This window comes from Candidatus Villigracilis affinis (genome assembly GCF_016705895.1).
GTDB lineage: Bacteria > Chloroflexota > Anaerolineae > Anaerolineales > Villigracilaceae > Villigracilis > Villigracilis affinis.
In genome coordinates this window covers 1-21,584 of sequence record NZ_JADJKT010000018.1, presented here as the reverse complement: position 1 = coordinate 21,584, position 21,584 = coordinate 1, and the positions used below count along the sequence as shown (strand labels likewise).

Annotated in this window: 22 protein-coding genes; 14 read left to right on the top strand and 8 right to left on the bottom strand. The window is 47.9% G+C overall.

Annotated features, from left to right (window positions below; genetic code table 11):
• Positions 1-9: 9 nt before the first annotated feature.
• The 6 genes from IPI86_RS08700 to IPI86_RS08675 form a co-directional block, all read right to left on the bottom strand.
• A complete protein-coding gene (locus IPI86_RS08700; RefSeq protein WP_345297609.1) occupies positions 10-675 on the bottom strand; it encodes a sulfite exporter TauE/SafE family protein in 666 nt (221 codons plus the stop codon).
• An 84-nt stretch (positions 676-759) separates the two neighbouring features.
• Positions 760-2,487, bottom strand: coding sequence for a cbb3-type cytochrome c oxidase subunit I (locus IPI86_RS08695; RefSeq protein ID WP_345297608.1), 1,728 nt, complete (start codon positions 2,485-2,487; stop codon positions 760-762).
• An 11-nt stretch (positions 2,488-2,498) separates the two neighbouring features.
• A complete protein-coding gene (locus IPI86_RS08690; protein ID WP_345297607.1) occupies positions 2,499-3,023 on the bottom strand; it encodes a cytochrome C oxidase subunit II in 525 nt (174 codons plus the stop codon).
• Positions 3,024-3,041: 18 nt separating this feature from the next.
• The gene (locus IPI86_RS08685; RefSeq protein WP_345297606.1) at positions 3,042-3,197 is read right to left on the bottom strand and encodes a hypothetical protein; all 156 of its coding nucleotides are present in this window, start codon (positions 3,195-3,197) and stop codon (positions 3,042-3,044) included.
• A gap of 161 nt (positions 3,198-3,358) precedes the next feature.
• A complete protein-coding gene (locus IPI86_RS08680) occupies positions 3,359-4,018 on the bottom strand; it encodes a response regulator transcription factor (protein ID WP_345297605.1) in 660 nt (219 codons plus the stop codon).
• 7 nt (positions 4,019-4,025) lie between these two features.
• The gene (locus IPI86_RS08675; protein WP_345297604.1) at positions 4,026-5,951 is read right to left on the bottom strand and encodes a GAF domain-containing protein; all 1,926 of its coding nucleotides are present in this window, start codon (positions 5,949-5,951) and stop codon (positions 4,026-4,028) included.
• Positions 5,952-6,053: 102 nt separating this feature from the next.
• Between IPI86_RS08675 and IPI86_RS08670 the strand changes: the two genes are divergently transcribed.
• From IPI86_RS08670 to IPI86_RS08655, 4 genes are read left to right on the top strand one after another with little or no spacing between them, the layout of a single operon-like run.
• Complete coding sequence (locus IPI86_RS08670) at positions 6,054-7,136, top strand: hypothetical protein (protein WP_345297603.1); 1,083 nt, start codon at positions 6,054-6,056, stop codon at positions 7,134-7,136.
• A gap of 2 nt (positions 7,137-7,138) precedes the next feature.
• Positions 7,139-7,537, top strand: a complete 399-nt coding sequence (locus IPI86_RS08665; protein WP_345297602.1) for a hypothetical protein — start codon at positions 7,139-7,141, stop codon at positions 7,535-7,537.
• A complete protein-coding gene (locus tag IPI86_RS08660) occupies positions 7,537-7,938 on the top strand; it encodes a hypothetical protein (RefSeq protein WP_345297601.1) in 402 nt (133 codons plus the stop codon). Before IPI86_RS08665 ends, IPI86_RS08660 begins: the two co-directional genes overlap by 1 nt.
• A 58-nt stretch (positions 7,939-7,996) precedes the next feature.
• Positions 7,997-8,695 carry a Crp/Fnr family transcriptional regulator gene (locus tag IPI86_RS08655; protein WP_345297600.1) on the top strand — a complete coding sequence of 233 codons (699 nt, stop codon included), beginning with the start codon at positions 7,997-7,999 and terminating at the stop codon, positions 8,693-8,695.
• A 104-nt stretch (positions 8,696-8,799) separates the two neighbouring features.
• On the opposite strand, the gene IPI86_RS08650 is transcribed toward IPI86_RS08655, so the two are convergent.
• Positions 8,800-10,977: an HD domain-containing phosphohydrolase gene (locus IPI86_RS08650; protein ID WP_345297599.1), complete on the bottom strand. Its 2,178-nt coding sequence runs from the start codon at positions 10,975-10,977 to the stop codon at positions 8,800-8,802.
• Between the two features lie 224 nt (positions 10,978-11,201).
• Here IPI86_RS08650 and IPI86_RS08645 point away from each other — a divergent pair, with 224 nt between their 5' ends.
• The 5 genes from IPI86_RS08645 to IPI86_RS08625 are packed head-to-tail and all read left to right on the top strand — an operon-like array spanning position 11,202 to position 14,059.
• Positions 11,202-11,522 carry a cupin domain-containing protein gene (locus IPI86_RS08645; RefSeq protein WP_345297598.1) on the top strand — a complete coding sequence of 107 codons (321 nt, stop codon included), beginning with the start codon at positions 11,202-11,204 and terminating at the stop codon, positions 11,520-11,522.
• Positions 11,519-11,887, top strand: a complete 369-nt coding sequence (locus IPI86_RS08640) for a hypothetical protein (protein ID WP_345297597.1) — start codon at positions 11,519-11,521, stop codon at positions 11,885-11,887. The genes IPI86_RS08645 and IPI86_RS08640 overlap by 4 nt, the downstream gene beginning before the upstream one ends.
• A gap of 18 nt (positions 11,888-11,905) precedes the next feature.
• Positions 11,906-12,439 carry a cytochrome b/b6 domain-containing protein gene (locus IPI86_RS08635; protein WP_345297596.1) on the top strand — a complete coding sequence of 178 codons (534 nt, stop codon included), beginning with the start codon at positions 11,906-11,908 and terminating at the stop codon, positions 12,437-12,439.
• Positions 12,440-12,455: 16 nt separating this feature from the next.
• Positions 12,456-12,878, top strand: a complete 423-nt coding sequence (locus tag IPI86_RS08630; protein ID WP_345297595.1) for a hypothetical protein — start codon at positions 12,456-12,458, stop codon at positions 12,876-12,878.
• Positions 12,879-12,880: 2 nt separating this feature from the next.
• The gene (locus IPI86_RS08625) at positions 12,881-14,059 is read left to right on the top strand and encodes a hypothetical protein (RefSeq protein WP_345297594.1); all 1,179 of its coding nucleotides are present in this window, start codon (positions 12,881-12,883) and stop codon (positions 14,057-14,059) included.
• Positions 14,060-15,133: 1,074 nt separating this feature from the next.
• Here IPI86_RS08625 and IPI86_RS08620 read toward each other — a convergent pair.
• Entirely contained in the window at positions 15,134-16,009 is an 876-nt protein-coding gene (locus IPI86_RS08620; RefSeq protein WP_345297593.1) for a LysR family transcriptional regulator, read from the bottom strand.
• Between the two features lie 147 nt (positions 16,010-16,156).
• Here IPI86_RS08620 and IPI86_RS08615 point away from each other — a divergent pair, with 147 nt between their 5' ends.
• From IPI86_RS08615 to IPI86_RS08595, 5 genes are all read left to right on the top strand, one after another.
• Positions 16,157-17,245, top strand: a complete 1,089-nt coding sequence (locus tag IPI86_RS08615) for a substrate-binding domain-containing protein (protein ID WP_345297592.1) — start codon at positions 16,157-16,159, stop codon at positions 17,243-17,245.
• Positions 17,246-17,312: 67 nt separating this feature from the next.
• Positions 17,313-18,800 carry a sugar ABC transporter ATP-binding protein gene (locus IPI86_RS08610; protein WP_345297591.1) on the top strand — a complete coding sequence of 496 codons (1,488 nt, stop codon included), beginning with the start codon at positions 17,313-17,315 and terminating at the stop codon, positions 18,798-18,800.
• A gap of 18 nt (positions 18,801-18,818) precedes the next feature.
• On the top strand, positions 18,819-19,820 hold the full coding sequence (locus IPI86_RS08605; protein WP_345297590.1) for an ABC transporter permease: 1,002 nt from the start codon (positions 18,819-18,821) through the stop codon (positions 19,818-19,820).
• A gap of 65 nt (positions 19,821-19,885) precedes the next feature.
• Positions 19,886-20,785, top strand: coding sequence for an alpha/beta hydrolase (locus tag IPI86_RS08600; protein ID WP_345297589.1), 900 nt, complete (start codon positions 19,886-19,888; stop codon positions 20,783-20,785).
• Positions 20,763-21,584: SLC13 family permease (locus IPI86_RS08595; RefSeq protein ID WP_345297588.1), on the top strand; the 822-nt coding region annotated here is incomplete at its 3' end. The genes IPI86_RS08600 and IPI86_RS08595, both read left to right, overlap by 23 nt.

Genomic DNA, 21,584 nt, shown 5'->3' with positions numbered 1-21,584 from the left:
ACTTGATGATTACCAAAACATAATTGAACCCAGCATGAAGTGGTCAATGAGTCCGAGAGAGGCAAATCCGCGCATGGCAAATTGGAAACCGAAGAACATCATAACGATGGAAGCAAGGCTTCGTGACCAGAAGCGTGGGATTGATTTTGCAGTCAGCCATTTGACGGCGATCAGGCTTGGGATGGTGGCAATGCCAAAGACGGACATATTCAACATCCCTTGAAATGCGTCTGTGGAAGTGACCGCTGTGAGAAGCGCGGTCAAAACCAGGCCACAGGGTAGGAGTCCCCAAAGTAGGCCGAGCAGGTAGGAGGTTAGGAGTGAAGCGGATTTGAATGTGCGGATGGCATTTCCCCAGTGTCGAACCAAATTCGGAAATAATGATTCAGGCGAGGGAGTTAATCCAATAAATGCGGATGCCATGTAAAAGGCGATGAGTGCAAAAAGAATGGAGAGAATAGATTGAAGGCTGTCGAAAGCCCAGAGAGTTTGACCAAACGCGCCGAAGATAAGCCCGAGAATTGAATAGGTGGTGATGCGCCCGGCGTGTGCAAGAACCCAGGCAAGTTTATTTCGGAAGATCGGCTGGCGATCAAAAAGAATGATGACCACACTGCACATGCCCACACAATGCCCAAGACTTCCAAGTAAACCGAGTAAAAAAGATGCTGTCATTTTATTGAGTTACAAGCCTTGGAACTTTGTGCCTGCCCGAAGTGGCGAAACCCCGGGCAGGCTTTCAAAGGGGAGAATGTCCGACTAGTTTATGAACCAGGTACGGCCCAATAACCACCAGTTGGTGAAGTAATAAATCGCGAACCAGACAAGGAAGGCGAAGACGAGTACAAGAGCGCCCTTCGGTTGATTCTGCTTGTCTTCCATTTGATGATCGGTTAATTTTGTGGAGTCAATGATCGGGTTGTGTGTACCGGTGAGGAGCAAAAGATTGGATGCTTCGAGACGTGGGCCGGTCAAAATGGATGTGAGAACGATGGTCACATACATGATGCCGCCAACCACTGCGAGGATCGCGCCGATACCAAAGACAGCCAGAGAGATTTCAACGGTGCCGGGAACGACGCCTGCGAAAGTAATATCCCAGTTGCGGCGGGCAACGCCTTGCAAACCGCTGACGATCATGCCCATTGAGGTCAACAACATGCCGGTGCCGAAAACATAAGGCTGCCATTTTGCCCAATTCTTGAGCTTGAGTTCCTTGCGGAAGATGAGCGGAATGACGTAATAGGTGAAGCCCATGAAGGCAAGGGTTGTGCCGCTGACCACGGTCGCATGGAAGTGACCGGGCAGGCGCAGGGTGTTATGAACGAGCATGTTGATCTGTTCGGTACCGATAGTTACGCCAGTCACGCCGCCGATCCAGCCAAAGAGGAACATGGAAAGAACCAATGAACTGAAACCAGGCTCAGCCCACGGAGCGTTGCGAAGCCATCCGAACAAACCTTTTCTATAGCCTTTGGAGCGCAGGGCAATTTCCAAAGCGGCAGGGATGGAGAAGGCGTGCATCATGGAACCAAGCACCGCGAGGTACATCGCGTAGGATGTGTTGACTGCTTTCCATGCAAATGAAAGACCGGGGTCAACCAGCAGGTGATGCGCTGAACCAAGATTGATGAAGAACAGATACAAGATGAAGGCAAGGCGCGAGAACTTTTCGTTAACCGGACGAATGCCAACGGTCATTTGCGCGAGCGCGTACCAGATGGAAACCATCGCCGCAAGATTGACCTGCTGCGCGGGATGTCCGAAACCCCAGAAGAAGTTGCGATAGATTCCGGGGTCGTAGGTTTTGAGAATGCCCAGTGACCAGAAGAAGGCTGGCACAATTGCGGCGGCGCCTTCAAGCAGGGTGTAAGTTGCCAAAATGGCGGCGGTCATCAAACCAAAGACCACCAAAGGCAGGGAGCCTGAAAAACGTCCTTCGCGTTTGGCGACCACGATATTGATGAAGAAGGTAATGACTGTGATCAACGCGCCGACAGCAAACAGAATATAGCTGAGGTAAAAAAGTGGATGTGCCTTGAGCGGAACATAGGCAGAGAACATGACATTGGAGTTCGGGTCGATCAAGACAACGGCATTCGCCATCAAACCGCCAACGGTCATCATGATAAAACCTGTCCAGGCAAGTTTGGGGGCCGCGTGCCGCGCATTGAGAAGAATGGTGGAGCCGAAATGCAGACCAGCCATTTCAAAGAAAACGATCCACGCGATCAACATGTCAATGCCGTGCAGTGTGAGCAGGCGGTAGAACCATGCCGCAGGGAGAAGATGAATCGCCTGCCAGCGGGTGAGCGCGATCAACAATGCAGCAATGCCGCCAAGCGCCAGACAAACGACAGCCATCACCGCATTGGCGATGATGAGGCGTTCGGTGTGCATATCCACTTTGAGGGTGGTTACCGGGCAGTCGCGATAGTCGTCCTTTGCGCCATTTGTCCATGCAGTTGTAGGTGCAAGTGATGCCATATTTGTATCTCCTATTTCACGATCACTTTACCAACCATTGTGTGATGGCCGACAAAGCAGTATTCATTGCAAACGATGGTGAATTCACCCGAGCTGGTGGGCGTAATGGTTGCGACATAGTCATACCCAGGAATAACCTGAAGATTGATATTGACCGGCTGAAGAGAAAACCCGTGCTGCAAATCCATGGATGAGATGTGCAGGCGATATTCCTGTCCTTCTTCAAGCTGCAAGATCGGATACCATTGCCAGGTACTGGCGCGGATATAAACATCGCTGCCGGGAGGAGCCGCGACGATGGGGAATCCACTCGCTTCATCCTTGCCGATAGTGTATTGCTCCACGAAAGCATTTACCTTCGCTCCATAATCGGCGGGTGTGGTTCTGTAGGTTTCAGTGGGTACGTTTTGCTTGCCAAAGAAATACCAAAGGGGCATCATTAACGTAAGAAAGATACACCAGACAAATGCAACGGTGAGCCAGCTCTTTTCCATACGGCCCATGGGTTTCCACCAATTTTTTTCAGGTGCTAACATAATCCATTCTCCAGTTTCTTAATATGGGGCCAGTGGCACATTTAACAGGTCGATAATTCCCCACACGTTGTAGAGCAAGGTACTGATCAGCAAGGACAGCAAAAACAACAGCCAGATGTTGTCAAAAATCTTTTGACCTGGGTGTTGCGGTTCTTCCTTTTTCTTGTCGGACATGGCGATTCTCCTCATGAAAGATAGATACAAAAGCATAAGATTTCAGCGCTCATGTTACTGTAATTACCCCGATTAGCGTATTTGTTATATGTAACAATTGGAATGAAAAAAGAGTGATTTTTACATCACTCTTTTTTAAAAAAAGAATTAGTTCTTTAAAATTACAACAAGCCTTTGCTTTGTGCCAGCTTGGCAGCCTCCCTGCGGGAATTTACCCGCAGCTTGGAAAGGATATTGCGGATGTGAGTCTTCACTGTATTTAGACTCACGGTTAGCTTCTCGGCCACATCCCTGTCTGACGCGCCTTTTGCGACCAGAGATAGAACCTCCAATTCACGATCGGTTAACGAGTTATCTTCGTTTGGAAGATCAGTATCGCTTTTTTGATTCAAACTCATGCGCCGAAATTCGGCAAGAACCCGCCCTGCCAGTGATGGTGTGATGGCGGCTTCACCATTTATGGCGTTATGCAGCATTTCGACCATCTTATGCGAACGGATGTCTTTCAACAAATATCCCTGTGCGCCGCTTTTTAACGCCTCGAACAATTTTTCATCATCATCACGGACGGTGAGCACTACAATGGTTGTATCAGGGAGAAGCTGTTTGATCTGGCGGGTTGCCTCCAACCCATCCATAGTTGACATTTGAATATCCATCAGGATCAGGTCTGGTTTCAACTCTTGTGATTTAATAACTGCTTCCAATCCATCGTTCGCATTCCCCACAACCTCCATATCAGGCTGAGATCCAATGATTACAGCCAGCCCTTCGCGGAACAAAGCATGATCGTCTACCAGCATTACGCGAATTTTCTTCATCTGAAATTTAATCCTTACTGCTCGAAGGGAATGATAAAACAATCTGCGTCCCTGTCTCAGACATTGACTTGACCTCAAGATGTCCATCGATTTGCATCGCTCTTGCTTTCATGATCTGCAAGCCAAAATGTCCATTTGGACTGGGTTGGGAAGAGTCAAACCCTTTTCCGTTGTCTGCAACCAGCAACTCATGAGCATGATCTCTTTTAGTAAATTGCACAATGATCCGGGTTGGATGAGCATGAGTAATTGCATTAGTTAACGCTTCACGCGCCACATGAATAACCTGTTCGTTTACATGAGGTGGACAATTGCATGGAGATACGACATCACACCGCCACTCGATGATGGCATTATGTTGGGCAGAAAACTCCTTTGCCACATCCTGCAATTGTCCGCAAAGATCAGAGTTGATCGGATTTTCATCCATCAGCCGATTAATGGCTTTGCGTACATTACCTGTGGCTTTTTCAATAGTCTCCCGAGTCAGATGCAACCTTTCCAGTGCAGCCTGATTTTTTCCGTTGGAAAGCAATTCAACCACCTGGTCGGTCATCAATCCCAGATAACTAAAGGTCTGCCCCAACCCATCGTGCATGTCCGCCGCGATACGGCGGCGCTCCTCAAGGGTGGCAATTCGCTCTGCCTGCTCATATAAACGGGCATTTTCAAGGGCAATTGCGGCGGTATTTGCAAGTTTGGTGAGCAGATCAATGGATTCATCACTAAACTTTTGCGTGCTGGTACTGCCCACACATAACGCGCCAATGATCTGATCATTGCTCCGCAAGGGAGCCGCCATATGACTGCGGCGATATTTTTTAGAAAGAATCGCACAGCCTTCACGGCAGGTATCAATGCCGCATACCACTGCCTTACTGCTGTTTATAATGGTTTCCGTTAGGTCATGTTTTTTTATGATGGTTGTATCGCCAACGGCTGCATCCCTGGCCCCGCTAAAAGTTTGAAGTTTAAGCAAAGGCTCACTGGCATCCAACAAACACAAAAACGAAATATCCCCATTCAATAGTTCGCTGGTTTTCCCCGTCACTGAACTTAAGACCTGCTGAATATCAAGGCGCGAAGTAATTTCCTGGCTGACGACATTGAGCGCTTCCAATTCCCGCGTGCGTTGAAAGACCCTTTTCTCCAGCGTATTATTCAAGTCAATCAACTCCCGCTGGGCAGATTTCAACCCAAGGCGCATCCCATCAAATGATTGAGATAACTTCCTTATCTCTTCGGGACCCTGCACCTGCACGGGCGTTTCCAAATCATTTCCACCCAAGTGTGCAGCGGCCACCCCCAACTCAGCCAGCGGCTTAAGCAAAGATTGACGTGTTACCCATGCCCCACCGGCAAGCAACATCAGTGCAAAAAATAAAAATCCCAATTGAATATTGCGTAACAGATTCAATTTTGCAGTTGAGTCTGCTTCATACAATTGCACAACCGTATCCGTCTGGCGGGCAAGAATTGTAGATTGTGTTTCAAGTTCTTCAATAGCTGCAGAATAACCAATCTCAGCCGCCGGCATGGCTTCCACTGCATCAATCGTTGTGCGGAATTTCCCCCAGCTTTGGCGCACATCGCGTAAAGCTTCCAATATCTCAAGATTATTCGTTTCAGGGATCAAGACAAAATTATCTGGCAAATAGAGTGTTGACCCGCCATGTTCAAGCGCCATGAGCGTCTGCTCGAATGTATTCTCGGCATCCATCATCATTGCACTCGCCGCCCCATTCTCCAACTCATCGCCTGCAAGCCTGACCATCAGTTGAATGAGCATCCGCTGTCGCCCTGCAAGGTTAATGATAAGAGCGTCCTTCTGCTGAGTCTTTACACCCCAAAAAGTTGCGCCCACCGAAGTAAGCACAAGCAGAACAAAAGCAAAAAACAAGGCGCCTAACCTGCCTTGAAGACTCTTCAACATGTAAATCCTTTTTGGTACATCATTGCCTTGAAATTATACCCCTCAGGCTTGACACATCGCCAATCCTGAAAATAGCTCAAAAACACGGGGTAGAATAACCCCATGAAAGCATTTCCCAACCGTCACCCTCTGCCATTTCTCATCCTTGCCATCCTTGGTTTGCTCGCTGCGCTATGGGCGGGACTCATGCGCCTTGGCTGGCAGCTGCCTTCCCTTACCCCGTCACTTGCCATGCTGCATGGTCCCGTGATGATCTCTGGATTTTTAGGGACTCTCATCACCTTAGAACGTGCCGTGGCGATGAAACAAAAGTGGATGTACCTGCCCCCGCTTCTTTCTGGACTGGGTTGGCTGGTCGCCATCATTTTTCCAAATCTACCCTTTGGCGTGATCCTCCTAACGCTCGCCAGCCTCGGCGGAGTTGCCATTCTGACGGAAATCGTCCGCCGTGAATTTGCATTGCATACCATCACCATGTTCCTCGGCGCAGTTGCGTGGCTGACAGGAAATCTTTTGTGGATGTTCGGCTGGCAAATCTATCAAGTCGTCTTTTTCTGGATGGCATTCCTCGTGCTGACCATTGCAGGCGAAAGACTCGAACTAAGCCGCGTTCTGCGTCCTACACAAATGCAACAGATTCTATTTGGCTTCATCGTTACTGTTTTTCTGGCAGGCATTATCCTCGCCCTGTTCAACCTGCAACTTGGCACACGCCTTAGTGGGTTGGGCTTGCTTCTTATCCCACTTTGGTCGCTGCGTAATGATATTGCCTGGCGCAATGTTCGGCATAAACTTCCGCTCACACGTTACATTGCCTGGTGTCTCGCGTTCGGCTTTCTCTGGCTCGGCATCAGCGGAGGATTAAGCCTGGGGTTTGGCGCGCAGGTTGCAGGTCCAAGATACGATGCGGTTCTTCATGCGGTTTTTGTCGGATTCGTCATCTCCATGATCTTCGGTCACGCCCCCATTATCTTTCCCGCCATTCTCGGCGTGCCAATCAATTTCCAGCCTGCGTTTTACATCCATTTGATTTTGTTGCACGTATCACTTGCGTTGCGTGTCATTGCCGATTATGCAAACATGCACACCCTGCGCATGTGGGGCGGATTGTTGAACGAGGTTGCGATCCTGCTATTCATCGGCATGACGGTCTATTCTCTTCGCAAGAGTGTCTCAGGAAAATAACCATGCCATTGCTCACGCGTATTTTTATCAAAACCGCCATGATCTGTCTCGCATTCGCGCTCGTACTTGGCATTCTATTGGCATCGGGCATGACGAATGGTCTATTTCCAGTGTACATTCATTTGCTTGTCTTTGGCTGGCTGACGCAATTGATCTTTGGCGTGACCTTTTGGATGTTTCCAAAACATTCGGTCGAAAAACCGCGCGGCAGTGAAGCGCTTGGCTGGTGGACGTATGCACTGCTCAATATCGGTCTTCTCGTGCGAGCGATTGCTGAACCCATTCAATCTATGCAACCCAATCCATTCGGCGGATGGCTACTGGTAATTTCAGCAGTAATCCAATTCATGGCAGGATTGTTGTTTGTGGCCAACAGTTGGGGACGTGTCAAGGAAAAGTAATGCCGCGATTAAGTGTCTGGTTCATACGTGCTTCATTGCTCTATCTTTTATTGGGGTTCTTATTTGGCGCGCTGCTACTTGCCCAAAAGGGAATTTCTTTCTATTCGCCCGTTTGGTATCTATTCCCTCTGCACATGGAATTTCTGCTGGTGGGCTGGCTTGTTCAACTGGCAATGGGTGTCGCATTTTGGGTTTTTCCTCGCTTTAGCATTGGTCAATCAAGGGGAAACAAACCATTGATCTGGATATCGTTTGCATTGATCAATGTGGGAATATTAATCGGCATTCTTCAATTTTGGTTTCCCATTGCACTTCTGACTGGACGCGTCTTCGAAGTCGGCGCCGGAATCGTTTTTGCCGCCGGATTGTGGCGGCGTGTCAAACCTCATGGCGTGTTGTAGTATCAACACTGCGAGATATACATGAATTTTCGCATCGCGATGGAATGGAAGATTCGTAATGAATGAAAACTCCCCTCAAGCCGGCATTCTCTTCAAAAGACTCCAAGCCTTTGACTTCCTGCGTGGACTGGACGACGAGTCGCTTGAGCGCCTGGCAGAGAGCGCAATATGGAAAGTTTTTCCGTCTGAAGCGGTAGTGTTCTGGGAAGGGGATGTTGAGTCAAATTTGTTTTATTTGCAATATGGTTCGTTGAAAGTGTTGAAGACTTCCCCCGATGGGCGCGAGCAGGTGTTACGGTTCATCGACGCGGGCGAAGTATTCAATGAAATCGGCGTGCTGGCAAAGCGACCTAATCCCGCGACGGCAATGGCATTAGAGGAATCGGGTATCTGGTTGATTCCCCGCCAGTCATTGGAGGAAGTTGTGCTGGCACATCCGCAGACCGCGTTGCATATCATCGAGAACATGGCGGACAAAATTATCGAGTTAGTCACGCTCGCTGCGGACTTATCGTTGAAAACGGTGGAGGCGCGCTTCGCCAAACTTTTGCTGGAATCTGTTGAAGGAGATACGATCGAACGCCGCCGTTGGACAAATCAGACTGAACTTGCCGCTCGTCTTGGGACTGTGCCAGACGTTTTGAGCCGTGTCATCCGTGAGTTGACAAAGGCGAGGTTGATCGAGGTGGATAAACAACACATCCGTATTTTGGATCGCGCAGGTTTGGCGGAGCGGGCAATGCTTCGGGATGGATAAAGATTGGGTTCAGAAACCAGATAACAGTCGAGGTATGAGGCGGGGATGGGTGTCAGTTCATATCCAATTCATTGGAAATTGCTTCGGGCAAAGCGCAACACCTGTTATTTCTTTCCGATCAATCTTAAAAACACATCCACAACTTTTGGGTCAAAATGCGAGCCAGCCTGTTGACGGATATGCTTGATGGCTTTTTTCGTTGACCATGCAGGACGATATGGACGATCACTGGTCAGCGCGTCAAAGACATCAACTACCGCAAAGATACGCGCTGCCAATGGAATTTCCTCCCCTTGTAGTCCGCGCGGATACCCAGTGCCATCCCATTTTTCATGATGACAATAGGGAATATCCAGCGCGGGCAATAAATAAGCAATAGGAAACAGCATTTCGTAGGCAAGTTGCGGGTGCTGGCGCATCATTGACCATTCTTCATCATTTAATGTTCCTGATTTACGCAGAATAATATCGGGTATGCCCATTTTTCCAATATCATGGAGCAATGCACCATGCCGTATATGTTTTATTTCGGCGTCGTTTACTCCGAACGCTCGCGCCAATTTCAGGGTCAGGTTTGTGACGCGCAGGGTATGTTCTTCGGTCTCTTTGTCGCGCAGATCGAGCGCGCGAGACCAGCCTTCGATGGTTGTATCATACGCGAGGATAAGATCCTGAGCCTGTTGTATTGTTTGCCTATGCAGAATTTCTGCATGGCTGCGGGCAGTGTGTTCAGCTTCGAGTAAGCGGGTATTTTCAATTGCAATGGCTGTCTGGTTGGCAAGCAGGGAGAGCAGGCGAATTTCATCCTCACCCCATTGTCGCGGCGATTGCGAATACACAGCGATACCGCCAAGAGCTTCTTCGCCTATCAACATTGGAACGATCAATGATGATGTTAGTTTTATATTGTGACCTGCTGTGTATGTTTTCAATCTTTTTTCCAGATTTATATCTGAAATAACGACGGGTATTTTCGCGCGGATCGACTGGGATATTGCGGAATTCCCGGCAAGAGGAATGTCAACAGCCGCTTGTATTTTTTGGATCGGGAAGCCCAAACCAGTTTTCAAGGAATATATTTTGCCATCCAGGGCAACCAAAGCCAGCACCGCATATTCAACCTGCAACACTTCAGACACTACTTTTATGGTCTGGTCTAGGAGGGTTTGCAGATTGTGTTCTCCCAGGAGCATTTGCCCATGCGCTAGCAGGATTTGCTGTTCGTGAGTACGCTGTTCCTTTGCCTGCTCATACAGGCGGGCGCGTTCTATCGCCACACCAATCTGATCACCAACGGAATTGAAGAGTCGATAATTTTCAATCGTAATGGCGGAACCGGATGGAGGCACAATATTGAGATTCCCCAAAAGCATGGTTCCGGCACGGATGGGAATACTGGCGTGGGAATGGTATGGGTAATCGGGACTTGTCACTCTCTTCAGCTGTTGGCATTCAACAATTTTTATGGCAGCATCCAGTTTTCCAAGTTGGAGTAACTCAATACAATGACAATGGGTCCGCATGGCGGACCAGTCGGCAGGATCCAATTCAGGCGGCAGATTGTAAGATGCTGCCAGCCGGTTTTTTTGGAAGCTATCCAACAATACGACCCAGCCGCAGCGCATGTTCATGGCAGTGATGACTGCCTCCAAACTTCGTTCCAAAGCTTCTTGAATGTTGGCGGAACGATTCAAGGCATTTGCCACGGTCTGTAGGATCTGTAACTCTTTTAATTGTTCTGTCGTTTGCTGAAAGAGGCGCGCCCGCTCAATTGAAATGCCCAGCTGTTTTCCGATGGCGGTAAGTGTTTCTTGGAGACCCGCAGCTGGTTGGATGCCTTTTTTAAAATACAGTATGAATGTACCCAGAAGTGAATCCATGCCGGAAAGCGGGATACAAATCAGAGAGCAATAGCGCGCTTGCTGTGCCAAGTGCTGCCGTTGATAATTTTCTTCGGTTTCGATATCAGGGATGAAGAAAGCCCTTTGGCTTGCATATACCAGACCAGGAATGCCTGTTCCAGGGGGAAACCTAATCTCCAAAGAGCCAGACATGAAGTCAGGATCCAGATCGTACTGTGTTGTGAATTGTAACTCTCCAGAGAGATTGACCAGATGGCATTCCGCCCCATCCGCCCTCACTAGTTTTGCAGCTTGTTCCAATGCCGTGAATAAGACATTCTGTGTATCGGGCCATGTATGAGTCGTCGAAATTAGTTCAATAAGTACAGCCAATTCTGAGTGATGGGAGGTCGTAATATGGCTACGTGGTTTACGATTCATGGTTTATCCATTGTATTGATAAGAAGTAACTTCAGTATATGTCCAATTTTATGAAGTAAACTGATTGTAATGGGGATTTTTCGGCGATGGGTTTATGGAATGCTGTTGGTTTGGCGAAACGGACAATGATTCAGAGCGGAATAAGATTGGGTTGAAAAACCCGACAAAAGTCGGGGTATGAATCGGGGGTTTCCAGTAAAGTCAGGCATATCAAAGGAGACGATATGTCTGAGACAAGTCAAATTTATTTTGCAGAAATAAAATCAAAAGCGGTCTTTGCGGCAGATGGACCCAAGCCGCAGTTTTTAATTGACACGCCAAAGTTCAAGTCACTGGTCGTTGGGCTGGAGGCAGGCGGGCAAATTCCCGTTCACCCTGGCGAGGCGGCGATGTATCACTTTCTCGAAGGCGAAGGTTTGATGACGGTGGGCGATGAAACTTTTGCGATCAAACCTGGCGTGACGGTGGTGGTGCCAAGCGGCGCGAAACGTGGCATGAACGCAAAAACGCGCGTGGTGTTTTTGGGCGCGAAGGGTGAAGCGTGATCTCCAAACTGAAAACCGCAGGCGTGCTTGCTTTTGTGGTTGGCGCTCTCTCGATCTTTGCGGGCGGCATGGCAATGCGCGGCTGGAATCCCGGCTACTCTGTGCTGGGCTGGCTGCCTGTTTATAACTTTGTGATGGGCGCGCTGACGGTTTTCATTCCAGCTATTTTGCTTTGGAGGGAGAGCCGCCATGCGAGGGCTTCTGCGCTGATCTTCTTCGGAGTCCATGCGGGTGCAACTGTTTTGTTGTTGCTGGCATTTCGTGATGTTGTGGCAACTCAAAGCCTTTTGGCAATGATTTTTCGGCTCGCAGTCTGGCTGGTCATTCTTGCAATGATTCGTGCTTCGGCGCAAAAGACAAAATAAGTTTTCAAGGAGAACAACATGACAAAAACATCCCCTAAAAAATATCATCCCATACAAGTGACACTGCATTGGCTGGTTGTGCTTCTGGTAGTTGCCGCGTTCGTGATGGGCAAATCCATGAGCGGGCTGCCGAATGATGCGAACAAACTCATGTCGCTGGCATTGCACATGAGTGTTGGGATTTTCTCACTGGTTGTGATCGTGACTCGTTTCATCACACGCATGAAACTCCCCAAACCTGAACATGCCACAGCGGGCAATGCCTTCTTCGATCGGATCGGCAAGTTGGTACATTATGCCTTGTATCTGCTAGTCTTTCTGACGGCGGTCAGCGGCATGTCTCTTTCGATGCAGGCTGGGCTGGTGCCAATTGTTTTCGGCAGCTCAAGCTCCCCGCTTCCCGCAGACTTCTTCGATTTCACGGCGCGGATGTTGCACGGCTTCATTGTGCCTGCTTTATTGCTGCTCGTCTTTTTACATGTCGGCGCAGCGCTCTATCATCAATTCATGCTGAAAGATAACCTGCTCGCCCGCATGTGGTACGGAAAATAATTACAAAGGAGAAAAAATGAAAACAACTATTGGCAAGTGGAATATCGGCGTGGGACTGTGGGTGATGGCATCCTTCATGATCTATGGCTTTGTCTTGATCTACCTGCGGGATTTTGCCCCCGGCAAGGAAGCCTGGATCGAATCCTACAACACGGGCGTCCATTTTGAAGCACGGCTCGCGCATGTGCATGGTAATCTGTTCTCGCTGCTTAACATTGTCTTCGGCTTTTTGCTGATGAAACTGCAATTGAAAGACAACCTCGCCAAATGGGCTTCGTGGCTGGCGCTGGCGGGCTTGCTCATGCCGCTTGGCATTTTAGGCGAAGTGTACCTGGGCTTGCCTTATTACTTTGTGCTGGTCGGCGGTCTTTCGATATTCCTTGCCACGGTGTTGCTGGGCGTGGCAGTGGTACAAATGAAAAACGAAACCAAAGGATAAAAATGCCAATCCCATACTTACTCACTACTTTGCTTTATACCTTCGTCGCCTTGCTTGCGGCGGCAGATGCTTCACTCGTCAGCATGAGCGTTTTTAGCGCCTTCCCTGCCTTGCGCTGGGTTCGTGTTCACTTCATTACATTGGGGATTCTCTCGCAGGTGGTCTTTGGTTTGCTGCCATTGCTCACGGCTTCGCTTTCCAAAAAAGTACGCCCATCCATGCGCTGGGATATTTGGCTCACGCTCAATGCGGGTCTGGTGGCGTTGGTGGCAGGCTTTGGCGGCATGAACCACCCGATGATCTTCACAGGCGGCACGCTGATCTTTATTGCTGCACTCTTGCTGATGCTTCAACTCTGGAACATTCGCGGCGGCGATGCGCCCGTCAGCCTCAAGTTTTATATCACGGGTATTTTTTATCTGATGGTCGGTATCATCATCGGCACAGGCTTGTTCCTCAACTGGAGCGATGCGCTGTACATCAAGGTGCCGCTTGAAGCGCACATCCATGCTAACTCATGGGGCTTCATGTCACTGGTCTTTGCTGGCTTGCTCGTGGACTTTATCCCAATGGTCACTGGCAAACCGCTCGCCTCAAAAAATGCAACCGCATACATTTTCTGGGGTATGACCCTCGGCGCGTTCGGGCTTGTCCTTGGCCCGTGGCTGGGCGGAAGTCTACCTCCCACCGTGGCGGGTTTGGTCTTGCACATCTCTGCCACCGTTGTGCTGCTCGTGTCGATGATCCGCACCTTAAAGCAAAGCGGAAACCTGAACAGCGCGGGCGGATGGCATCTCGTCTCTTCCTATATTTGGATTTTGCTGCCCGTGATGATGGCACCATTTTTGCTGCTCGGCATCCTTGAAGCAGGCCCCATCGAATCAACCGCGCCTCAAGCCTTAATTTATGGCTGGGTGCTGCAATTTGGCATTGCCCTCATCCCATACATTGCCCGCCGCTTCTTCCTAAAAGATGAGAAGCCGCAGTTAGGCGGATGCTGGGGCAGCCTGGTCACCGCAAACCTTGGCAGCGTCCTCGTTTGGGTCAGCATCTTCAGCGGAACTGCCGAGGGAATTGTCTATGGCATTGCGTTTGTGTTCTACGCGCTGGCAATGCTCCATCCATTGAAAGAACTGGCAGAGATCGCACGTGACGGGTTGAAGAAATATGAAACGGTATAAGTTTGAATCAAAAAGGCACAGGTATTTGGCTTGTGCTTTTTTGATTATCTCGGAGAGTTTTCGGAAAAGAGGCTGTGTTCGCGCGTGCCTGTGCTGGCTACTTGACTCATCCATCTGATTTTTTTGGAATTTTAGGCAGAAATTTCGTCAGTCAATTTCCCCTTTTCACCCAAGGTGGGCTCGGTTTATCTTCTGAATACACACTGGGGTCATTTGGACGATCGTTTTTAGGAAAACAGGCCGATCACAAGCAGCAAAATACAATTTGATTTCATATCTTGATCTTCGATAACAGTATTCACCCTTGTTCGTTTACTTCTTAACTTGCAAAGATATAGGTCAGTTCAGATATGTCGCACGCGAATAGCTATGATGCAGTCCCCCAAGGATTGCCTTCGATGTGACCTGTCCTTTCGTTGGCTTTGATCTTGTCTGATCATACCGATCGGGGATCCGCTGTTCAATCCCCTGATGCGGTCGTTCTTGATTGAAGTATGCCGTGTATTCCTTAACCTGTGCTGGCTACTTAATTCATCCGCCAAGTTTTTGACGGGAATTTCGCCAATCTATTGCTGAAGTTTTTAGACAAGGTTTATGGATCAAGGGTGTATTCGTCTCGCCTGTAATAAAAGTGTTCCTCTTGAACACGAGTGGACATGAGTGGATATTTGTCTCGACTTTAACAAAATCCCCCATCAATTGCTTGACAGTCTCAGTGCCGTACGTAAAATCAGCAAGTCTTTACAGGAAAAGCACCTAAAGAGACGCAAAATCAACTCATAGTCAGTAGGTAAATAGTTACACTTCACGGGTTCTTTCCCCGTCGGGACCGCCAAGAGTTTATGAAAAAACCGCCCTAAAAAGGCGGTTTTTTGTTGTCTTTTTGCCAATTTTTGCGTAAAAACAGGGGTGAAAAAAAATTACGCACCGCGAGTTCCATCTTTTTATGAACCCGCGATCTTACAACTCATATCGTTACTGCATAAACATAAATCGGTCAAGACAGTCTATTATTTTTTATCTCACATCTTCTGACACCATACTGCCATATGTTATGTAGTATCTGACTTCACTTTATCGCGGATAATCCCGAATAAACTCCCAAAAATTATTTGCCTGGGCAGAGAGTTTTTTTTCTTTCGGGTAAGCCAGAACGATTTTGCTTTCTATAATTTCTACGAGGGGGATTGCAATCACATCCGGATGCTTATGATATTGAAAATTTTTTTCCATAATAAGTGCAACACCAGACTGGGATGCAACCAGCCCGAGAATACTCTCCACACGCAGGCTGGCATAAAAGTTACGTGGCTCAAAACCAGCTTTGCGGCAAGCTTCCACCGCCAGCTCATGGACAATGGTGCCTTTGTCGAACATGATGAAGTTTTCGTTGGTGAGTTCAGGCAGGGAGATTGAGGTTCGCGCAGCCAAATGATGTTTGGTAGACAACGCAACCACGAACTTATCACTATTTACTTCGAGTAATTCATAATGCATCATATCAAGATAGTTGTTGCGTATAAAGGCAAGATCAAATTGATGAGCGCTCAATGCGGGCAAAATAGTTGAAGCTTCGCGCTCCTCCATTACAAGCTGGATGTTGGGATAAGTGCTCTGGAATTGAGCAATATACGAAGTGATTCCATATTGGGCAATTACCGGAATTGCAACAATGGAGAGTGAGGGCGCGCGCTTGTATTCCTTGAGATTAGTAAGCATCACTTTGTATTCTTCATTAATCTGATAAGCGTGCTTTCTAAATGTTTTCCCCGCTTCGGTGAGTGCAATGCTACGTTTGCTGCGATCAAAAAGCGTTACCCCTAATTCTTTTTCCAACGCTATGATCTGTTTGGAAAGGGAGGATTGCGAAATGTAAAGATGATCAGCAGCAGCAGAAAAACTACCGAGCTCTGCTACTGTCAGAAAGAAATTAACCACTTTCATTTCCATATTATTAACCTCATGCACCTATTCCATTTTGGAATACATTGTATCAAAAATTGAATTGCTTTAACGTAACTGAAAACGTATGCTTGGCACAACGACCAAAAACTGAATGGTCATAATCACCCTCAAATGAACAAGGAGAAGAACCAAATGAAAAAGTCACTTTCCATCCTTCTGGCAGTTTTCATGATTGCGAGCATCATGTTGACAGCCTGCGGCGCCAAGTCTGTTGCCCCGACCGCTGCGCCCGCTGCTGATGCAGTTACTACCGATGCGTCCGCCGCAACCGAAGCCCCTGCTGAGGACACAGTTGTTTCCATGGTTCCTGCAAAATCCGGAGCACCCTTTGATATCAATGGCAAAGTAGTCTGCTATATCATCCCTTCACTCGCCAATCCTTTTTTGAACGGTGTTGCCACTTCCGTTACAGAACAATTCAAGGCAGATGGCGTGACTGTGAATGTCTACGGCGCTGATGAAGGTGGTTTGAACCAACAGTTCGATCAGATCGAGAACTGTATTTCCATGAAAGTTGATTTCATGTATGTCATGGCCGCTGGAGAAATTGATCAGCTGCTGCCAGCTATTGAAGAAGCCAAGGCCGCTGGAATTATGATCATGGGTGTTCCTCCTCAAAAACTGGCGCCCTTTGATGCCATTATGCACACCAGCCAACTCGAAGACGGCCAAAAGGTCGCCAAGATGGCTTGCGATTTCATTGAAGCCAGGTACCCAACTGCTGCCGATGGCAGTGTTGAAACCGCCATTATTGGTGGCGCGAGTTCCTCCGTTGGCATGCATTTGCGCGATCAGGGTTATTCCACGATCACTGACATCTGCCCCAAGGTCAAACTTGTCGCACATGTTGATATTTCAACGGACAGCATTCCTGCCGGTCAGGCTGCCGCTGAGAATGCATTAACCGCGAATCCAAACATCAAAGTGTTCATCGGCCAATCCGCTGCCCATGCTCAGGGTATTGCCAATGCCATCAAGGCGCTGCCAGGCGTTGACATTTCTGAATACGGCGTTTTCGCAGGCGATATGGATCCTTCCATGATCCCAACCGTCACTAGCTGCGCAGATCCTTACAAGGGTTTTGTCGCCATCGGTGGAACCGCTCTTGATGTAGCTACCTACGAACAGATCAAGAAGATGCTGCAAGGTGTCGAATATCCCAATATCATCAATGATGCATTGGAACCGATCAACTGCGATTTCACCACGCTCGCACCGTAACAAGAAGCATTTTGTAAATAAGATGAAGGGTAGGGGGCCCTTCATTCATAGATAGAGGTGAAAACGAATGGATGCCAAGGTTGTATTATCCCTGGAAAATATCACCAAAAGATATCCCGGTGTTCTGGCTCTGAACAATGTCTCGATCAGTTTTCAAGAAGGTGAGGTGCATGCCTTGTTAGGTGAGAACGGCGCCGGTAAATCGACGTTGATTAAAGCGGTGGCAGGAGCTATCGATATCGATTCAGGATTTATTAAAATCAATGGACATGAATATTCCAAGATGACACCTTCGCTTTCCAGGAGCCTTGGTGTTGAAGTGATCTATCAGGAATTCAATTTAGTTCCCACCTTGTCATGTGCTGAGAACATTTATTTGTGTGAAAGAAGTGAAAAATCGGCATTATTTAACGCCAGGGAAATTGAGAAAAAGGCAGTCAAGGTGCTGGACCAGTTTGGGGTAAAAATTGATCCACGTATCCTGGTGCAGGATCTATCCATTGCTGAGCAACAGATCATTGAAATCGCTAAAGCAGTCTCGAAGAATGTGAAAATATTGATCATGGACGAACCCTCTGCTCCATTAAGTGTTTCAGAAGTAGAGTTGATGTTCAAGATCATTAACCAGTTAAAACAAAAAGGTGTGACAATTATTTATATTTCACATCGTTTGGAAGAAGTCTTCCGCATCTCTGATCGTGTGAGTGTCATGCGTGATGGGGCTTACGTAACCACAAAAAACACGACAGAGACCAACCGCCAGGAATTGATCACGCTGATGGTTGGACGTGAATTAAAGGAAAGTTATCCTCAACGGAAAAAGTCACCTGGTGAAGTTGCTTTGGAAGTAAAAAACCTCACCGGGAATGGCGATCGAAATATCTCATTTTCAGTCCGCAAGGGTGAAATATTAGGAATCTCCGGATTGGTTGGTGCCGGTCGAACAGAATTGGCTCAACTTCTCTTTGGCGCTGCTCCAATGGAAAGCGGTGAGATCTTGATCAACGGACGTCCTGCCAATATACATTCTCCATTGGATGCAATTCAACATAAAATTGGATTGTTGACAGAAGATCGCAAGGGCCAGGGGCTGTTCCTTGAGATGGCTGTCAAATGGAACATTAGCTTCCCGATCATTCGACGGATCTCAAATTATGGTGTGGTTAATACGAAAAAGGAAGATGAGATCGCGCAGAAATACAAAGAACGTATTAATATTAAAACTCCCAGCTTATTACAGCAGGTGATCAATCTGAGCGGTGGTAATCAACAAAAAGTGGTGCTTGCCAAATCTTTGGCAGCCGAGTCTGACATATTGATCTTTGATGAACCCACCCGCGGAATTGACGTTGGTGCCAAACAGGAAATTTATCATCTGATGACTGAATTGGCTGAGAATGGAATTGCAATTTTGATGATCTCTTCTGATATGGAAGAATTATTGGGTATGTCGGACCGGATCATTGTCTTATGTGAGGGTGAATTGGCTGGAGAAGTCCAAAAAGAGAATTTCAATCAGCATTATCTTCTCGACCTCGCATCGGGGATCCATTAACTTTTGGAGGAATAAGTGATGAACAATCAATCTACTTTTTTCAATAACTTTGGCGGTCAATTAGGATCGATCATGAAAAAGAATGTGCCTTTTCTGATCCTGGTCTTTTTGTTGGTTCTTTTCTCGTTTGTGGCTCCAAATTTTATGACTTTTGGAAATCTTCGGACCTTGATTCGCCAGGTATCCTTTTCAGGAATTAGCGCTGTCGGCCTTATGTTTGTGATGATCAGTGGCGGTATTGATCTCTCCATCGGCTCCCAGATCGTGTTTAGTAATGTCCTTTTGGCAATCATGATGGTTGATTGGAAGCTGCAGCCTGCAGTCGCAATTCCCCTGATTCTGCTTGTCGGAACCGGGTTGGGTGCGATCAATGGGTTCCTCTGCATTAAACTAAAGATCCACCCGCTGATTATTACTTTGGGTACCTCCGCAATATTTAAGGGCATGGGCTACATCATCAATCAATCAAGGAATATCATGGGTTTCCCTGATTCCTTCCGCTGGTTCGGCCAGGGATATGTTTGGGGAATCCCTGTACCTGTCATCGTCATGGTCGTTGTGGCATTGATCGGGTCTTTCATCTTGACCAGGACTTACTTTGGTCGACGGGTATTTGCGTTGGGTGGCAATGAAGAGGCAGCCCGCCTTGCAGGTGTAAATATCAATGGAATGAAAGTACTTTTGTTCATGATCTGCGGTTTTATCTCATCGATCACAACGGTTCTGCTGCTGTCAAGAGTATTTGCCGGCCAGACCATTACCGGTCAGGGCCTCGAATTTGACTGCCTCACTGCTGCACTTTTGGGTGGCGTCAGCTTCAAGGGCGGTGAAGGCAACGTTTTTGGTTTGATGGTTGGTATCATTATCATTGGTGTGCTGAACAATGCTATGCAATTGGCCACCTTCCCTGATTTTTCGCAAACAGTGGTAAAAGGCTCTGTTCTTTTGATCGCAGTCGCCTTTGATGTCTATCAGAAAAACCGCAAGGCTAAAGAAACAGTCGCGAAAGTGGCTGCATAAAATTTTGAGTTTTTCCGCAGCTTTCACTTCATAACAATGTAAATAAAATGATCGAGGTATATACCATGAGCGAACCACATTATGCGCTGCCATTTGAAATTCCACCAGCCAAGACCGATCATATAAAGCGCAAGATGTTTGATCTTGCATACGCTGATTCTTCCCCAACTCAAAAGCTGGATGTCTATTGGCCCGAAGAAGGCGATGGACCGTTTCCTGTGATCATCTCCATTCATGGAGGAGCATTCATGGGCGGCGATAAGCGCGATATTCAACTGACTCCCATGCTTGAGTGCTTAAAGCACGACTATGTTTTAGTTGGCGTTAATTACCGTATGAGCAATGAAGCGAAATTCCCTGCATTGATCCATGATGTCAAAGCAGCCATCCGCTGGATTCGCGCGAATGCCAAAAATTATTTATTCGACCCGCAGCGCATTGCAACCTGGGGTGGATCCGCAGGCGGCTACCTCTCGCTGATGATGGGCGTCTCTGCATGGGCAACTGAGTTGGAAGATCTATCGTTGGGTAATCCTGAACAACCCAGCCATGTTCAAGCGGTGGTGGATTGGTTCGGTCCGACAGATTTTCTCAAAATGGATGAGCAATTGACTGAATCAGGTTTTGCGCCGCCAGAGGAATTTTTGCACAACAGCGCGAACTCTCCTGAGTCTCTTTTGCTTGGTGCGCAGATCACTAAAATTCCAGAACTGGTACACAATGCAAACCCCGAAACTTATATCCGCTCCATTGCGCCGCCATTCTTCATTCAACACGGAACACATGATGATATTGTGCCTCACCAGCAGTCAGTCAATATGGCTGCCAGACTGGTGGATGTGATTGGCGCTGACAAAGTGACACTGGAACTTCTTCCCACTGCCCGACATGCTGACCTTGCATTTGAAACCCCACAAAACGTAAAGAAAGTGTTGGACTTCCTTGACTCAATTCTTCGCCCGTAGCGTGGATTTTTTGCGCGGTTTTCATTTGGATCGCAAACTGATTGGAGTGGCCCTCTCCATTTTATTGGCGATCAGCTTGTGGTTCGTGCCGCTTCCCGGTGACCTGAGTCTAGCGGGGCGCAAAATGCTTGTCGTCACCCTTTTTACGGTGATATGGTGGGTATTCAATGTTGTACCCCCGGCATATTCAACACTGCTTATGCTGTTAGGCTATTTGTTGCTTGGTTTGGCTGAACCGGATGTAGTTTTCCATATCTGGTCTCTGCCGTTGATGTGGCTCATTATTAGCGCATTTCTGATCGCAGCCGCCGTTACCAAATCAGGATTGGCGCAACGTGTGGCGTATTTCTTTATGATTCGTTATGCTACTTCATATCGCAGCCTAATTATCTTGACCTATGTACTCGGCTTCGTGTTGAGTTTTCTCATCCCGCACCCTTTTCCGCGAGCGCTGTTGATGATGTCACTCATACGCGCCATCATCCAAAGGGCCAGGATGAACAAAGTAGACGCAGCGTCGCTGGGACTTTCCGTTTTTGTCGCCACCACTGCCACTTCTACAATCTTATTGACTGGCGACTCGACGTTAAATATTGCCACCGTTGGCTTCAGCGGATTAAGCGTGAGCTGGCTGGATTGGGCAAAGTATATGGCTGTCCCCGGTATTGCAGCGTCGCTGATGATGATGGGACTGCACTTGCTGACGTTCAAGCAAACAGGATCGGTACATATTGACCGGGATGAAATACAGCATGAGCAACAAAAACTGGGACCCATGAGCCGCGATGAGATTGTCACT

Coding starts and splice junctions, on each gene's coding strand:
- IPI86_RS08695 (WP_345297608.1), bottom strand. CDS start 2,487: ATGGCATCACTTGCACCTACAACTGCATGGACAAATGGCGCAAAGGAC.
- IPI86_RS08675 (WP_345297604.1), bottom strand. CDS start 5,951: ATGTTGAAGAGTCTTCAAGGCAGGTTAGGCGCCTTGTTTTTTGCTTTT.
- IPI86_RS08600 (WP_345297589.1), top strand. CDS start 19,886: ATGAGCGAACCACATTATGCGCTGCCATTTGAAATTCCACCAGCCAAG.
- IPI86_RS08690 (WP_345297607.1), bottom strand. CDS start 3,023: ATGTTAGCACCTGAAAAAAATTGGTGGAAACCCATGGGCCGTATGGAA.
- IPI86_RS08665 (WP_345297602.1), top strand. CDS start 7,139: ATGCCATTGCTCACGCGTATTTTTATCAAAACCGCCATGATCTGTCTC.
- IPI86_RS08660 (WP_345297601.1), top strand. CDS start 7,537: ATGCCGCGATTAAGTGTCTGGTTCATACGTGCTTCATTGCTCTATCTT.
- IPI86_RS08650 (WP_345297599.1), bottom strand. CDS start 10,977: ATGAATCGTAAACCACGTAGCCATATTACGACCTCCCATCACTCAGAA.
- IPI86_RS08645 (WP_345297598.1), top strand. CDS start 11,202: ATGTCTGAGACAAGTCAAATTTATTTTGCAGAAATAAAATCAAAAGCG.
- IPI86_RS08630 (WP_345297595.1), top strand. CDS start 12,456: ATGAAAACAACTATTGGCAAGTGGAATATCGGCGTGGGACTGTGGGTG.
- IPI86_RS08610 (WP_345297591.1), top strand. CDS start 17,313: ATGGATGCCAAGGTTGTATTATCCCTGGAAAATATCACCAAAAGATAT.
- IPI86_RS08700 (WP_345297609.1), bottom strand. CDS start 675: ATGACAGCATCTTTTTTACTCGGTTTACTTGGAAGTCTTGGGCATTGT.
- IPI86_RS08635 (WP_345297596.1), top strand. CDS start 11,906: ATGACAAAAACATCCCCTAAAAAATATCATCCCATACAAGTGACACTG.
- IPI86_RS08620 (WP_345297593.1), bottom strand. CDS start 16,009: ATGGAAATGAAAGTGGTTAATTTCTTTCTGACAGTAGCAGAGCTCGGT.
- IPI86_RS08670 (WP_345297603.1), top strand. CDS start 6,054: ATGAAAGCATTTCCCAACCGTCACCCTCTGCCATTTCTCATCCTTGCC.
- IPI86_RS08680 (WP_345297605.1), bottom strand. CDS start 4,018: ATGAAGAAAATTCGCGTAATGCTGGTAGACGATCATGCTTTGTTCCGC.
- IPI86_RS08655 (WP_345297600.1), top strand. CDS start 7,997: ATGAATGAAAACTCCCCTCAAGCCGGCATTCTCTTCAAAAGACTCCAA.
- IPI86_RS08625 (WP_345297594.1), top strand. CDS start 12,881: ATGCCAATCCCATACTTACTCACTACTTTGCTTTATACCTTCGTCGCC.
- IPI86_RS08605 (WP_345297590.1), top strand. CDS start 18,819: ATGAACAATCAATCTACTTTTTTCAATAACTTTGGCGGTCAATTAGGA.
- IPI86_RS08615 (WP_345297592.1), top strand. CDS start 16,157: ATGAAAAAGTCACTTTCCATCCTTCTGGCAGTTTTCATGATTGCGAGC.
- IPI86_RS08685 (WP_345297606.1), bottom strand. CDS start 3,197: ATGTCCGACAAGAAAAAGGAAGAACCGCAACACCCAGGTCAAAAGATT.